Genomic DNA, 14,244 nt, shown 5'->3' with positions numbered 1-14,244 from the left:
AAGGGCAGTCGTCACGCACACGCCTTGTCAGAACTCCTCGTAGAGCGGCAGCGTCAGGAAGTCGGTGAACTGTTCCGATGTCGACATCGCTTCGAAGATCTGCGCGGCGCGTTCATACAGTTTCGTGTCGCCACCGACTGCCCGCTTCACGTTGTCGAGTTCCTGCTTCGTCAGATCACGCACCAGTTCCGCGGTGACCTTGCGGCCGTCGTCAAGCGCACCCTTCGGCGAGCGGATCCACTGCCAAACCTGAGAGCGCGAGATTTCCGCAGTGGCCGCGTCTTCCATCAGGTTGTGAATCGGTACGCAGCCATTGCCGCCCAGCCACGCACCCAGGTAGTGAATCCCGACGTTGATGTTGTTGCGCAAGCCCGCTTCGGTGATCGGCGCTTGCGGACGGAAATCGAGTAGATCCTTCGCGGTGACGAGCACGTCGTCGCGCTGCTTGACGATCTGATTCGGCTTGTCGCCGAGCACGTTCACGAACTCCTTCATGGCGACCGGCACGAGGCCCGGATGCGCGACCCAGCCGCCGTCGTAACCGTCGCTCGCATCGCACGCCTTGCCCGAGCGCACGCCGACCATGGCACGGTCGTTGGCTGCCGGATCGTTCTTGATCGGGATCAGCGCGCTCATGCCGCCGATTGCCGGTGCGTTGCGGCGATGGCAGGTCTTCAGCAACAGCAGCGCGTAGGCACGCATGAACGGCGAGGTCATCGTGATCTGCGAGCGGTCGGCGAGACAGAAATCGCGGTCGTTCTTGAACTTCTTGATCGCCGAGAAGATGTAGTCCCAGCGGCCGGCATTCAGGCCCGAGCTGTGTTCACGCAGCTCGTACAGAATCTCGTCCATTTCGAACGCGGCGAGGATCGTTTCGATCAGCACGGTCGCGCGAATCGTGCCACGTGGAATGCCAACGGCGTCCTGTGCGGCGACGAAGATCTCGTTCCACAGACGCGCTTCGAGATGGCTCTCCATCTTCGGTAGATAGAAGTACGGCGCGGTGCCGCGCGCGATCTGTTCTTTCGCGTTATGGAACAGGAACAGCGCGAAATCGAAAATACCACCCGACACGCGCTGACTATCGACCATCACGTGCTTCTCGTCGAGGTGCCAGCCGCGTGGCCGCACGATCAGCGTGGCAATCCTGTCGTTCAGCTCGTACGACTTGCCGTTCTGCTCCAGCGAGATCGTGCGGCGTACCGCATCCATCAAATTGATGTTGCCGCTGATCTGGTTATCCCAGCTCGGTGCGTTCGAATCCTCGAAGTCCGCCATGTACGAATCCGCGCCGGAATTCAACGCGTTGATAATCATCTTGCGCTCGACCGGACCGGTGATTTCCACGCGACGGCATTGCAAATCCTGCGGCAACGGAGCGATCTTCCAGTCGTCTTCGCGCACGCTCTTCGTTTCGCGGAGGAAATCGGGGCGCTCGCCGGCATCGAGCCGCCTCGCGCGCTCGACGCGCGCCTGCAGCAGCGCCTGGCGACGCGGCTCAAATGTCCGATGCAGCTTCGCGACGAGTTCGAGCGCGTCGCGCGTGAGGATCGTTTCGAAGCCCGGCCTGATCTCAGCCGTGATTTCCATACCCTTGGGCAGCGCAAGCGGGATCGCCATAATTTTTCCTTGATCGGTCGGGCTACAACGATGCGAATGACAATCTGCTGATGCACGGCTTGCGTATCTTCACAGGCCGGATGCATGCAATCAGCACGTTTTCCAGGGGCGCGCGGCTCGCTTACGCTTCGACCTTTTCGGCATCGCGCCTGGCTATCTGCCTCGGTGCCTGGTTGTGCTCGAGAATGAAGTCGCGCAATTGCGGATAAACAATCGTGCGCCAGCGGCGGCCCGAGAAAATGCCGTAGTGGCCGCATTTCTCCGCGGTGAAGTGACGCTTGTTCTCTTCCGGAATGCCGCTGCACAACGCGTGTGCCGCGCGCGTCTGGCCGTCGCCGGAGATGTCGTCGAGCTCGCCCTCGATCGTGAGAAGCGCGGTCTTCCTGATGTCCTGCGGACGCACGCGATCGCCCGCGACGTCCCACGTGCCTTCCGCGAGACAAAATTCCTGGAACACGACGCGAATCGTGTCGAGGTAGTACTCGGCGGCCATGTCGAGCACGGCGTTGTACTCGTCATAGAAACGGCGGTGCGCCTCGGCGTCGTCTTCGTCGCCGCGCAGCAGGCTCTGGTAGTAATCCCAGTGCGACGCCGCGTGCCGTTGGGGGTTCGTCGCGACGAAGCCGGCGTGCTGCAGGAAACCCGGATAGACCTTGCGCCCGCTGCCCGGATAGTTTGGCGGCACGGTGTGAATCACATTGTTGTCGAACCATCCGAGCGAATGCTCCGTGGCGAGCGAGTTGACCGAAGTCGGGCTCTTGCGCGCGTCGATCGGCCCGCCCATCATCGTCATGGTGCGCGGCGTGGCTTCGCCGCGGCTCGCCATCAGCGAGATGGCGGCGAGCACCGGCACCGTCGGCTGGCAGACGGAAATCACATGCAGATTCTTCGCGCCGATGTGGCGGATGAATTCCTGGATGTAAGCGACGTAATCGTCGAGATGGAACGCGCCTTCGCTCGTCGGCACCATGCGCGCGTCGATCCAGTCGGTGATGTACACCTTGTGGTCTTGCAGCAGCGTGCGCACGGTGTCGCGCAACAGCGTGGCATGATGGCCGGACAGCGGTGCGCACACCAGCACGACCGGCTCGTCTTTCATCTGCGCGACCGTCCGGCTGTCGTCGGCGAAACGCTTGAAGCGCTGCAGGCGGCAAAACGGCTTCTCGATGATCGTCTGTTCGATGATCGGGATATTGTGACCGCCCTTGACGATCTGGCGCAGGTTGAATTCGGGTTTTTCGTAGTCCTTGCCGAACCGGTACAGCAACTCGCAGCCGGCCGACAGGCGATTGGCGCCAGGCACATAGGCAAGCGGGCTGGCCGGATTCGCGAACGAGTTCGAGGCAGCGTGCGCCCCGGCAGTCAGCGGGCTCAGAAACGCACGCTGTAATTCATGCCATTGGTAAAGCATAAGTCCTCCTGGGGTTGAGGCGGTTCGCGCGCCGCCCCCCGCAGTCAGCAGACCGTGGTGACGCGACTCACGAAATCGCCTCTCAGGGATCCCGCCGGCGCACCGTTTTCCAGCGCGCGTGGGTCAGGATAATGGCGTGCGACTGCCTATCGATGGGTACAAACCGGCGTTCGCCGGTCTCACTGCTACTGCATGTGCTGCCCACCGTTGATGGCGATGTTGGCGCCGGTCACGAACGCGGCCTCTTCGGAAGCCAGGTAGATGATCAAGCCCGCTACTTCATCCGGCTTGCCAAGCCGCCCGACCGGAATTTGCGGCAGGATCTTCGAGTCCAGCACGTCCTTCCGAATGGCCGTCACCATCGCTGTGCCGATATAGCCGGGCGACACGGTATTCACCGTGACACCCTTCTTCGCCACTTCCAGGGCCAGCGCCTTGCTGAAACCATGCACGCCGGCCTTGGCCGCGGAGTAGTTCGTCTGCCCGAACGCACCCTTGGAGCCATTGACGGACGACACGTTGATCACCCGCCCCCAGCCGCGTTCGACCATGGCGTCGACGAGCGGCTTCGACATGTTGAACAAACTATCCAGATTGGTCCGAAGCACCGCGTCCCAGTTGATCTTGTCCATCTTCTTGAAGGTCATGTCGCGGGTGATGCCGGCGTTATTGACCAGGATATCGATCGGCCCAAGTTTCGCCTGAACCTCGGCGGCCGCCTTGGCGCAGGATTCGTAGTCGGTCACGTCGCAGGGTACGGCGACGATGTCGTAACCCTTCTCCTTCATGGTCGCCAGCCAGTCGTTGACCTTCTTGTTACCGGGCGAATACGTCGTAGCGACGCGATAACCAGCGTCCGCCATCTTTGCGCAGATCGCTTCGCCCAGGCCGCCCATGCCGCCGGTTACCAGTACCACTCGTTCTGCCATGATTGAACTCCTCCAAAATCATTGTTGTGATCGGATGGCCGGGTCGCCGATACCGCACGATCAGCGTCCGTTTCGGCGTCCGCTTCAGCCACCGTTTTAGCCACCGTTTCCGCTAGCTGGCGAAACCGGCAATGAGCGCCAGCCGCGCCAGGTCGATACGTCCATGCGCCAGGCTATACCTTGAGCATGGGCTGCTCCTCTTCCCCAAACCAGAATTCATCGCAGTTGCGTTCGGGTCCGCCGCGATCGACCACGATGAATTGCATGGCTCGCTTCGGCACCAGCAGCACGTGGTGCCACACGCCGCGGTGATAGTTCACCCCCTGCCTGCCGTTCGTGACGAAGGCACGCAGATCGCTGACCTTGACCGTGTCGCCGCGCGGCGCCACCACCACGACAAACGGATTGGTATCGAGCGGAATGAATGCCTGGCTCGATAGCTGGTGACGCTCGACAAACTTGACCGTCGACGGAAACGTATTCGGCTGGGCGCGCAGCCAGCTGATCAGCGTCCGGCCACCCGCCTCCTGCGTATCCACGCGTGCAAGGTCGTGATACCGCTCAACCATCTTGTCGTTGATATGGAAAAAATCACGCCCCTCGTACTCGATGACATCCCCGAACGACGCAAAGGCTTCGTGCGTCAACGGCATCAACTCCAGTGTTTGCGATGACATGGCGTTTGCCTCCCTGGCGCTCAGGCGATCTTGCCGAATAGGCGCAAACGGCTGATCCCGCCGTCCGGGAAAATGTTCAGGCGCACGTGGCTGACCGGGCCGATGCTCTGCACCTGCTCGCTGAACTTGTGGATCGCGTCCATGCCCAGCTTCTGTTCGGGCAGCAGCACAGGCCAGAACATGCTCTGTGTGATTAGTGATTGCTCGGTGCCGCCGGTCACGTGAGCCGCCTGGATCGAACAGCGGTCGGGGAAGTTACCCTTGAAGTGGGCGGTGTCGACGACAATGTCCTCGATCGTGCCCAGATGCCCGAGCTCGATGATCAGCCAGTCGTTGCCCGGCTCGCGGCGCCGCCGCGTTTCCCAACCGTCGCCCATATTGACGCCGCGGCCGGGGGTCAACAGCGGATGCGGCGGCCCGAAGTGCGAGTCGTTCCAGGCAATCGGCCGGCCGCCGTTTTCCACCGCGCAGAGGTCGACCACGGCCTGCGGATCGCGCTTGTCCCAGTTGCACTGAACCTGCCCGTGAATGCGCAGGCGCGCGACGCCGCCATCCGGATAGATGTTCAGGCGAACGTGAGTCCAGGTGCGCTCATCGTCGACCGACACATAGTGGTGCGAATTGCCTTGCAGATTGACCGACGGCACCACCTCCTGCCACACCGTGCTGTCGGTCGGATCGCCGTCGCTGTAGCACGCGTCGAGCGACGCCGCCGGCGGAAAGTTGCCGGTGAAGTGGCTGGTGTCGATCTCCACGCCTTTGATGATGCCAGGCAGCCCCAGCTTGACGACGCACTGGTCGTAGCCGCCGCCACGGCGCCGCCGCGTTTCCCAACCGTCCATCCACTTGCCGTGGTCGTCGAATTTACCGACGATGAACACCGCGGGGTCGGGGCTCAACATGCGCTCGGCCGGCGCGAACCACTCGTCGGTGCAGGATAAGGGCTTGGCGCCAAGGCGCGGTTGCGCCAGGTTGAGCCAACGGGTGACGAATTCCTGCGGGGTATTAACGGTAAGAGTCATGATGTCTGCTCGCTAGATACTGTGACTGGTGTGCTCGAGTACTGACTAACGACTAACGCTCGATGGCAAGCGCCACGCCCATCCCTCCGCCGATGCACAGGCTGGCCAGCCCGCGCTTCGCGTCGCGGCGGATCATTTCGTGGATCAGTGTCACCAGGATGCGGCAGCCCGAGGCACCGATCGGATGGCCGATCGCGATCGCCCCGCCGTTCACGTTGATCCGGCTCGTATCCCACTCCATCTGTTTGTTCACTGCGATCGCCTGGGCCGCGAACGCTTCGTTGATCTCCATCAGATCCACGTCACGCGGGGTCCAGCCGGCCTTCTTCAGACACAATTGGGAGGCCGGCACCGGGCCCATGCCCATCACGCTCGGGTCCACCCCGGCCGACGCATAAGCCTTGATGCGCGCGAGCGGCTTCAGCCCAAGGATCTCGGCCTTCCAGGCCGGCATCATCACGACGGCGGCTGCGCCGTCGTTGATACCCGATGCGTTGCCCGCGGTGACCGTGCCGTCCTTGGCGAACGCGGGGCGCAGGCCGCCGAGCGCCTCGGCCGTGACGCCGGCCTTGATGAATTCATCGGTGTCGAAGGACAGCGCCGGCCCCTTCTTCGAAGGAATCTCCAGCGCGATGATCTCGTCCTTGAACTTGCCCGCCTTCTGCGCAGCCTCGGCTTTCTGCTGCGAGTGGGCAGCAAACTCGTCCTGCTCCTGACGCGAAATGCCGTATTGCTTCGCGACGTTCTCGGCGGTAGTGCCCATGTGATACTGATTGAACGCGTCCCACAGCCCGTCGACGATCATCGTGTCGACCAGTTTCGCGTCCCCCATGCGGAAGCCGTCGCGCGAGTTGGGCAACACGTGCGCCGATGCGCTCATGTTTTCCTGGCCGCCGGCGACCACGATCTCGGCGTCTCCCGACTTGATGGCCTGCGCGGCCAGGTGGGTGGCCTTGAGACCGGACCCGCATACCTTGTTGATGGTCATCGCCGGAACCATCGGATCGAGACCGGCGCGTATCGATGCCTGGCGCGCGGGGTTTTGCCCGACGCCGGCCGTGAGCACCTGGCCCATGATGACTTCGCTCACCTGATCGGGCCCGACGCCGATCTTTGCAAGCAATTGCCTGATGACGTGTGCGCCCAGGTCGGTGGCGGCAACCTTGGCGAGCGAACCGCCGAATTTGCCTACCGCCGTGCGTCCGGCTGCCACGATGACGATTTCATCCATGTGCTACCTCCGTAAAAAAAGGTGACGTCATTTGTCCGACGCGGCTTATTTCGCCGTGCCTACGGCAGGCAGGAAGTCCTCGACATGCTCGTCGAGATCGACTTCCACTTCGCCGTTGAGGACGCGCCTCGCCTTTGCCTTGTCGATGTCCTTTTCCCATGACGCGATGGCCACGGTGGCCACACAGTTGCCGATCATGTTGCCGGACGCCCGGGCGATGCCCATGAACCAGTCGACTGCCAGCACAAGTACCAAACCGATCACCGGGATATCGGGGATGGCCGAAAGCGTCGCTGCCAGGATCACGATGGCCGAGCCCGGGACGCCGTGCGCGCCCTTGGAGGTGATCATCGCCACGCCGAGGATGATGAGCAGATGGCTGAGTGACAGCGGCGTATTGGTCGCCTGAGCGATGAACACCGCTGCCAGCGTCAGATACATCGAAAACGCATCGAGGTTGAACGAATAGCCGGTAGGAATGACGAGCCCCACGGTGGAATCCTTGATACCCAGCCGCTCCAGCTTCCTCATGATCTGGGGCAGCACGCTATCGGAAGAAGCCGTGCCCAGCACCACCAGCAGTTCGTCCTTCATGTACCGGATCAACTTGAAGATATTGAACCCGCACAAGCGCAGCACACCGCCACTGATGAAAATAACGAACAGCACCACGGCGAGGTAGAACGTGCCGACCAGGTAACCCAGTTGCTTGAGCGAGCCCAGGCCGTAACTGCCCACCGTGAAGGAGATCGCACCGAGTACGCCGAGCGGGGCGAGCTTGACAATGAAGAACATGATCTTGAACAGCACGTGCGAAGTCTGCTCGATGAACTTGGTGACCGGTTTGAACGTCTCACCCAGCAGCGACAGCGCACAGCCGAACAGGATCGAGATCAGCAGCACCTGCAGCACGTCGCCGTTGGCGAACGCCCCAATGAAGGTATCGGGAATGATCCTCATGAGGAATTCGGCGGCGCCCGTGTTCTTCACGTGTGCGGCCGTCGTCAGGTATGAACTGAGCGCGGACGCGTCGAGGGTTTTGGGATCGATATTCATGCCCACGCCCGGTTTCAGGACGTAGCCGAGTACCAGACCGAGAGCAAGCGCGACGGTAGTGATCACCTCGAAATACAGCACCGCTTTGCCGCCGACCCGGCCGACCTTCTTCAGATCGCCCGCGCCAGCGATACCGTGCACCACGACGCAGAACACGATAGGCGCGATCAGCATCTTGACGAGCTTGATAAAGCCATCGCCCAGCGGTTTCAGCTTGATCGCGAATTCGGGAACAAAGACACCGAGCACGATGCCGAGTATCAGCGCTATGACCACCTGGCCGAATAGCGACTTAAAGAATTTAGGCATGTCTTCCTCCAACGATATGATTTGTCGAGACGCGAGTGAGCGCTCGATCGGCGCTTGATTGCCGCCTTTTTGCTGCCGTGTTGCCGTCTTATTGCCGCTCGATGACGGGGTCCGCGCGCAACGCGCAGCGGGCCCCGCGACCGACGGCTATTTCAGGACCGGGAAGGCCTCGCGTCCGGCGTAGCGGGCCGCGCTTCCCAGTTCCGCTTCGATGCGCAGCAGCCGGTTGTACTTCGCCACCCGGTCCGAGCGGGACAACGAGCCTGTCTTGATCTGCCCTGCTGCGGTGGCGACGGCCAGATCGGCAATGGTGACGTCCTCGGTCTCCCCCGAGCGGTGCGAGATCACGGTGGTATAGCCAGCGGTACGCGCGAGATCGATGGCCGCCAGCGTTTCGGTCAGCGTGCCGATCTGGTTGACCTTGATGAGGATTGAGTTGCCGACGCCCTCGTCGATGCCGCGCTGGAGAATCTCGGGATTGGTGACGAACACGTCGTCGCCCACCAGTTGCACGGTTTTCGTCAGCCGGTCGGTCAGCAGCTTCCAGCCGCTCCAGTCCTCCTCCGCCATGCCGTCTTCGATCGACAGCACCGGGTATTTGTGTACCCAGTCGGCGAGAAAGTCGGCGAACTGCCCGGAACTCAGGGTCCTGTCTTCCGCTTCGAGGCGGTAGTTACCTCCACTATAGAACTCGGAACTGGCCGCATCCACGCCCAGATAGATGTCCTTTCCCGGCCGGTATCCGGCCAGCTCGATGGCCCGCATGAGGATGTCGAGCGCCTCTTCGTTGGACGACAGATTCGGCGCGAAGCCGCCTTCGTCGCCCACCGACGTGCTCAGGCCCTGGTCATGCAGCAGGCGCTTCAGCGCATGAAACACCTCGGTGCCGTAGCGCAATGCCTCGCTGAAGCTCGGCGCGCCCACCGGCAGAATCAGAAACTCCTGCACGTCCACCTTGTTGTCCGCATGCGCGCCGCCGTTGATCACGTTCATCATCGGCACCGGCAACAGCGGTTTCCGATCGCCGCCAAGGTAACGATAGAGCGGCTGTCCCGCGTCGGCCGCGGCGGCGTGAGCCGTCGCCAGCGAAACCGCGAGGATCGCGTTGGCGCCGAGACTCGATTTGGTGGACGTGCCGTCCAGCTCGATCATCGTCTGATCGATGCCGGCCTGGTCAGCCGGGTTGCGCCCCTTTAGCGCGCTACGGATCTCGCTGCTTACGTGCGCGACCGCCTTTTGAACGCCCTTGCCGCCGTAGCGCTTCGGGTCGCCATCGCGCAGCTCAAGTGCCTCGCGCTTACCGGTCGAGGCGCCGGACGGAACCGCCGCTACGCCACGCGCACCGGAATCGAGCACGACTTCCGCAGCCACCGTTGGGTTGCCGCGTGAATCGAGAATCTCGTAGCCGCGAATATCCTGGATCTTTGCCATTGACATTTCTTCCTCAGAAGCAAGTTAAGCCACCATTCACTACCGTTCTAGATCTGCGCAATGCGCAGCAGGTTGGTCGTGCCGGCGGTGCCGAAGGGCATGCCCGCGGAGATGACGATGGTCTGGCCGGCCTCGCCGAACCCTTCCTTCACCGCGGTCTGACAGGCGAGATCGCTCATCTCGGGGACGCTCTCCACCTCGTTGCACAGCACCGAATGCACACCCCACACGAGGGCGAGGCGTCGGGCGGTGGCGAGCCGCGGCGTCATGCCGATGATCGGCGCCTCGGGGCGTTCGCGCGCCATGCGCAGCGCGGAATAGCCGGAGCTGGTATAGGCGACCGTGGCTGCCACATGCAGCAGTCCCGCCACCCGCCGCATCGCGCAGCCAATGGCGTCCGCCAGATCCGCGCGCGGCGCCGAATGCGACGCTTCGATCGCTTCGCGGTAGTGCGGGTCCGCCTCGGTCTGGGCGATGATGCTGCTCATCATGCTCACCGCCTCCACCGGATATTTGCCGGAAGCCGATTCGGCCGACAGCATCACCGCGTCGGCGCCGTCATAGATGGCAGTGGCCACGTCGGAGGCTTCGGCGCGCGTGGGCACCGGCGCGCTGACCATCGACTCGAGCATCTGCGTGGCCACGATCACCGGCTTGCCGGCCTTGCGGCAGGCCCGCACGATGCGTTTCTGGATCGCCGGCACCTGCTCGGCGGGCATCTCCACGCCCAGATCGCCGCGCGCCACCATCACGGCGTCGGTCTCCGCGACGATTTCCTCCAGACTATGGATCGCCGCCGGTTTCTCCAGCTTGGCGCAGATCCCGGCGCGGCCCTTGACGATTTCCTTGATCTCACGAATGTCCTCCGGACGCTGCACGAAAGACAGCGCGATCCAGTCGATCCCCAGCGTGAGGCCGAAGTCGAGGTCCTTGCGATCCTTCTCGGTCAGCGCGGACAGCGGCAACACCACGCCGGGGACATTGACGCCCTTGCGGTCCGACAGCGGGCCGCCGTTGATGACGCGCGTCTCCGCAAAATCGGGACCGCAGCGCTCGACGCGCAGGCGCACCCGGCCATCGTCGAGCAGCAGGTCCGTGCCCTCGGTGAGCGCGGCGAAGATTTCAGGGTGAGGCAGCGAGGCGCGGGTCTTGTCACCCGCCTTGCTGCGATCGAGATCGAGCCGGAAGCTGTCGCCGGCCGCCAGTTGGATAGGACCGTCGGCAAAGGTGCCGACCCGCAGCTTGGGTCCCTGCAGATCGAGCAGCACGCTGATCGGCCGGCCCAGATCGCGCTCGATCTCGCGGATGGTGTCGAGCCGCTGCTTGTGGTCTTCGTGCGTTCCGTGACTGAAGTTGAGGCGGAAAACATCCGCGCCAGCATGGAACAGGGCTTCTATGGTTGCCCGGTCTGCACTCGCCGGACCCAGCGTGGCGACGATCTTGGCATTGCGGTTGCGGCGCGTGTCGGTGCTCATATCAGTTCTCTCTTGCGACGTTTTCAGTGAGGAGGATGGCGCGGAAGTCATTCACGTTGGTCAGCGTCGGCCCGGTCACCATCGAGTCGCCAAGCGCCTCGAAGAAACCATGGCCGTCGTTCTCGGCGAGCGCATCGCGAGGTTTGATACCCTGGGCCCAGGCGCGGGCGAGCGTATCGGGGGCAACAAAAGCGCCGGCAATTTCCTCCAGGCCGTCCACGCCGTCTGTATCGCCGGCCACCGCATGGATGCCGGGTTGAGCGCCAAGCGCAATGGCGAGCGAAAGAAGAAACTCGACGTTGCGTCCACCGCGCCCTTCGCCGCGCACGGTTACCGTGGTTTCACCGCCTGAGAGCAGCACACACGGCGGCTGGAACGGCTGGTTGCGCTGCGCGACCTGCAGCGCGATGCCGGCCATCACCTTGCCGACGTCGCTTGCCTCGCCCTCGATGCTGTCGCCCAGGATATGGCTGGCAAAGCCGGCTTCACGCGCGATGTGCGCTGCGGCTTCCAGGGCCATTTGCGGCGTGGCGATCATGCGTGTGTCGATACCCGCGAGGCGTGGGTCGCCGGGTTTGACGGTTTCGCTTTCGCCACTTTCGAGTAGCGCGCGCACCCTCGCCGGTACGTCGATGCCGTAGCGCTTGATGATGGAGAGCGCGTCGGCACAGGTGGTCGGATCGGGGACCGTGGGGCCGGATGCGATGTCCATCGGGTTGTCGCCCGGCACATCGGAAATCAGCAGCGTGACGACCTTCGCGGGGTGGCAGGCGGCCGCAAGCCGGCCGCCCTTCACCGCCGACAGGTGCCGGCGCACGCAGTTCATCTCGCTGATGGTGGCGCCCGATTTGAGCAGCGCGCGCACGACCTGCTGCTTGTCCTCCAGCGTGATGCCCTCATGGGGAAGCGCGAGCAACGCCGAGCCGCCGCCGGAAATCAGACACAGCACCAGGTCGTCGGGCGTGAGACCCCGCACCCGTTCCACGATGCGCGTGGCCGCAGCGAGTCCGGCCGCATCGGGCACCGGATGCGCCGCCTCGACGATCTCGATGCGCTGGCACGGCACCGCGTAACCGTAACGCGTCACTACCAGACCTTCCAGCGGACCGTCCCAATGATCCTCGACCGCCCGGGCCATCGCTGCCGAGGCCTTGCCGGCCCCGATCACGATCAGACGCCCCTTGGGCCGCGCCGGCAAATGCGGCGGGATGCAATGCACCGGCTGGGCAGCGTTGACGGCGGCATCGAACATCCTGCGCAGCAGATCGCGAGGTGACGGGTTCATGGTTGGTCTCTGTATTGCGTAGGTCGGGAGATGGGTAGCGTCGAATGCCTGCGCATGCTCGTTAGCCAATCTCGTGATTGGCCATGAGCTCCAGCGCGCGCACCATTGCCGAGTGGTCCCAGGCCGCTCCGCCATGCGCGACGCAGGCGTTGAACAGTTCCTGCGCAGTGGCGGTGTTGGGCAGCGACACGCCGAGCGTCTTGCCGGTTTGCAGCGCGAGGTTCAGATCCTTCTGGTGCAGTTCGATGCGAAAACCCGGCTCGAACGTACGTTTGACCATGCGCTCGCCGTGCACCTCGAGGATCTTCGACGAGGCAAAACCGCCCATCAGCGCCTGGCGCACTTTGGCCGGATCGGCGCCGGCTTTGGACGCGAATACCAGCGCTTCGCCCACCGCTTCGATGGTCAGCGCGACGATGATCTGGTTGGCGACCTTGGTGGTCTGGCCGTCTCCGTTACCGCCCACCAGCGTGATGTTCTTGCCCATCAGCTCCAGCAGTGGCCGTGCTTTGGTGAACGCGCCTTCCGGGCCGCCCACCATGATCGACAAGGTGGCGTTCTTCGCCCCCACCTCGCCGCCGGACACAGGTGCATCCAGGTAGTCGCAGCCAAGCGCGTTGATGCGCTTCGCGAACTCCTTGGTGGCGATCGGCGAAATGGAGCTCATATCCACGACAAGCTTGCCGCTCGCGAGACCTTCCGCCACACCGTCCTTGCTGAACAGCGCCGCTTCCACATGCGGCGTATCGGGCACCATCGTGATGATGACGTCGGCCTGCTGCGCCACCTCCTTGCCACTCGCGCACGCAATGCCGCCCTTTTCCACCAGGGCCTGCGGCACGCTAGGGATGCTGTACAGATAGACCTGATGTCCACCGGCGATCAGGTGCTCCGCCATCGGGGCGCCCATAATGCCCAGTCCGATAAATCCGAGTTTCATGTTGCTGTCTCCGTGTCGGTTTTTGTCTAAAACTTTTCTCTAAACCAGATATGGTTTGATCCAGCCAAGACCTGCGTTGGTGGTGCCAGCCGGCTTGTATTCGCAGCCAATCCAACCCTCGTAGCCCGCCTTGTCGATGAAATCGAACAGGAACGGATAGTTGATCTCGCCCGTGCCGGGTTCATTGCGACCGGGGTTGTCGGCCAGTTGCATATGAGCGATGTTCGGCAGATTGCGGTGGATGGTGGGCGCGAGGTCGCCCTCCATGATCTGCATGTGGTAGATGTCGTATTGCAAGGCCAGGTTATCCGAACCCACGTCAGCGATGATGTCCAGCGCCTGCCGCGACCGGTTGAGGTAGAAGCCCGGGATGTCGCGGGTATTGCACGGCTCGATCAGCAGCCGGATGCCGGCCTGCTTCAGTTGCCCAGCCGCGAACCTGAGGTTGCCGACCAGGGTCTCGTAGATCTTGTCCGGCGCCACCCCTTGCGGCGTGAGACCGACGAGGCAGTTCACCTGCTTGCAGCCGAGCGCGGTGGCGTAGTCGATCGCCTCACCCACTCCGTCCTGGAACTCGCCGACGCGCTCCGGCAGCACGGCGATGCCGCGCTCTCCCGCAGCCCAGTCGCCTGCCGGCAAGTTGTGAAGCACCTGAACGAGCTGATGCCTTTCAAGCGCTTCGACGAGTTGCCCCTTCGGATACGGATAGGGAAACAGATACTCGACACCCTTGAAACCCGCACGCGCGGCGGCTCCAAACCGATCCAGAAAATCGACCTCGTTGAAGAGCATCGTGAGATTGGCCGCGAACTTTGGCATGGTGAGACCCCATTACATTTAGGTATGCAGATCATGATT

12 protein-coding genes are annotated in these 14,244 nt (G+C 63.0%); all 12 read right to left on the bottom strand.

Annotation, left to right across the window (positions count from 1 at the left end; all coding sequences use genetic code 11):
* Positions 1-27: 27 nt before the first annotated feature.
* The gene (gene aceB / locus GNZ12_RS14540; protein WP_172310972.1) at positions 28-1,620 is read right to left on the bottom strand and encodes a malate synthase A; all 1,593 of its coding nucleotides are present in this window, start codon (positions 1,618-1,620) and stop codon (positions 28-30) included.
* 121 nt (positions 1,621-1,741) lie between these two features.
* A complete protein-coding gene (locus GNZ12_RS14535) occupies positions 1,742-3,031 on the bottom strand; it encodes a polyhydroxyalkanoate depolymerase (RefSeq protein WP_172310971.1) in 1,290 nt (429 codons plus the stop codon).
* A 185-nt stretch (positions 3,032-3,216) separates the two neighbouring features.
* A complete protein-coding gene (gene phbB, locus GNZ12_RS14530) occupies positions 3,217-3,960 on the bottom strand; it encodes an acetoacetyl-CoA reductase (protein WP_172310970.1) in 744 nt (247 codons plus the stop codon).
* A gap of 173 nt (positions 3,961-4,133) precedes the next feature.
* Positions 4,134-4,637, bottom strand: coding sequence for an ureidoglycolate lyase (locus tag GNZ12_RS14525; RefSeq protein ID WP_172310969.1), 504 nt, complete (start codon positions 4,635-4,637; stop codon positions 4,134-4,136).
* A 20-nt stretch (positions 4,638-4,657) separates the two neighbouring features.
* Positions 4,658-5,659 carry an allantoicase gene (gene alc, locus GNZ12_RS14520; RefSeq protein WP_172310968.1) on the bottom strand — a complete coding sequence of 334 codons (1,002 nt, stop codon included), beginning with the start codon at positions 5,657-5,659 and terminating at the stop codon, positions 4,658-4,660.
* Positions 5,660-5,711: 52 nt separating this feature from the next.
* Positions 5,712-6,890, bottom strand: a complete 1,179-nt coding sequence (locus tag GNZ12_RS14515; protein ID WP_172310967.1) for an acetyl-CoA C-acetyltransferase — start codon at positions 6,888-6,890, stop codon at positions 5,712-5,714.
* A 45-nt stretch (positions 6,891-6,935) separates the two neighbouring features.
* Positions 6,936-8,255: a C4-dicarboxylate transporter DctA gene (locus GNZ12_RS14510; protein WP_172310966.1), complete on the bottom strand. Its 1,320-nt coding sequence runs from the start codon at positions 8,253-8,255 to the stop codon at positions 6,936-6,938.
* 147 nt (positions 8,256-8,402) lie between these two features.
* Positions 8,403-9,686 (bottom strand): phosphopyruvate hydratase, encoded by a 1,284-nt coding sequence (gene eno, locus GNZ12_RS14505; protein WP_172310965.1) that lies wholly within the window; start codon positions 9,684-9,686, stop codon positions 8,403-8,405.
* A gap of 47 nt (positions 9,687-9,733) precedes the next feature.
* On the bottom strand, positions 9,734-11,161 hold the full coding sequence (pyk, locus tag GNZ12_RS14500; RefSeq protein ID WP_172310964.1) for a pyruvate kinase: 1,428 nt from the start codon (positions 11,159-11,161) through the stop codon (positions 9,734-9,736).
* Position 11,162: 1 nt separating this feature from the next.
* On the bottom strand, positions 11,163-12,446 hold the full coding sequence (locus GNZ12_RS14495) for a glycerate kinase type-2 family protein (RefSeq protein ID WP_172310963.1): 1,284 nt from the start codon (positions 12,444-12,446) through the stop codon (positions 11,163-11,165).
* 61 nt (positions 12,447-12,507) lie between these two features.
* A complete protein-coding gene (glxR, locus tag GNZ12_RS14490) occupies positions 12,508-13,386 on the bottom strand; it encodes a 2-hydroxy-3-oxopropionate reductase (RefSeq protein WP_172310962.1) in 879 nt (292 codons plus the stop codon).
* Between the two features lie 39 nt (positions 13,387-13,425).
* Positions 13,426-14,205, bottom strand: a complete 780-nt coding sequence (hyi, locus tag GNZ12_RS14485) for a hydroxypyruvate isomerase (protein WP_172310961.1) — start codon at positions 14,203-14,205, stop codon at positions 13,426-13,428.
* Positions 14,206-14,244 lie beyond the last annotated feature (39 nt).

Source organism: Paraburkholderia solitsugae (genome assembly GCF_013177695.1).
Classification (GTDB): Bacteria; Pseudomonadota; Gammaproteobacteria; order Burkholderiales; family Burkholderiaceae; genus Paraburkholderia; species Paraburkholderia solitsugae.
The sequence above is the reverse complement of the archived record's forward strand: the minus strand, read 5'-3'. Positions and strand labels throughout refer to the sequence as shown.

What these genes read in the sequence shown, in the direction of transcription:
- glxR (WP_172310962.1), bottom strand. Translation starts at nt 13,386, where the DNA reads ATGAAACTCGGATTTATCGGACTGGGCATTATGGGCGCCCCGATGGCG.
- phbB (WP_172310970.1), bottom strand. Translation starts at nt 3,960, where the DNA reads ATGGCAGAACGAGTGGTACTGGTAACCGGCGGCATGGGCGGCCTGGGC.
- GNZ12_RS14535 (WP_172310971.1), bottom strand. Translation starts at nt 3,031, where the DNA reads ATGCTTTACCAATGGCATGAATTACAGCGTGCGTTTCTGAGCCCGCTG.
- GNZ12_RS14525 (WP_172310969.1), bottom strand. Translation starts at nt 4,637, where the DNA reads ATGTCATCGCAAACACTGGAGTTGATGCCGTTGACGCACGAAGCCTTT.
- alc (WP_172310968.1), bottom strand. Translation starts at nt 5,659, where the DNA reads ATGACTCTTACCGTTAATACCCCGCAGGAATTCGTCACCCGTTGGCTC.
- eno (WP_172310965.1), bottom strand. Translation starts at nt 9,686, where the DNA reads ATGGCAAAGATCCAGGATATTCGCGGCTACGAGATTCTCGATTCACGC.
- GNZ12_RS14495 (WP_172310963.1), bottom strand. Translation starts at nt 12,446, where the DNA reads ATGAACCCGTCACCTCGCGATCTGCTGCGCAGGATGTTCGATGCCGCC.
- GNZ12_RS14515 (WP_172310967.1), bottom strand. Translation starts at nt 6,890, where the DNA reads ATGGATGAAATCGTCATCGTGGCAGCCGGACGCACGGCGGTAGGCAAA.
- GNZ12_RS14510 (WP_172310966.1), bottom strand. Translation starts at nt 8,255, where the DNA reads ATGCCTAAATTCTTTAAGTCGCTATTCGGCCAGGTGGTCATAGCGCTG.
- pyk (WP_172310964.1), bottom strand. Translation starts at nt 11,161, where the DNA reads ATGAGCACCGACACGCGCCGCAACCGCAATGCCAAGATCGTCGCCACG.
- aceB (WP_172310972.1), bottom strand. Translation starts at nt 1,620, where the DNA reads ATGGCGATCCCGCTTGCGCTGCCCAAGGGTATGGAAATCACGGCTGAG.
- hyi (WP_172310961.1), bottom strand. Translation starts at nt 14,205, where the DNA reads ATGCCAAAGTTCGCGGCCAATCTCACGATGCTCTTCAACGAGGTCGAT.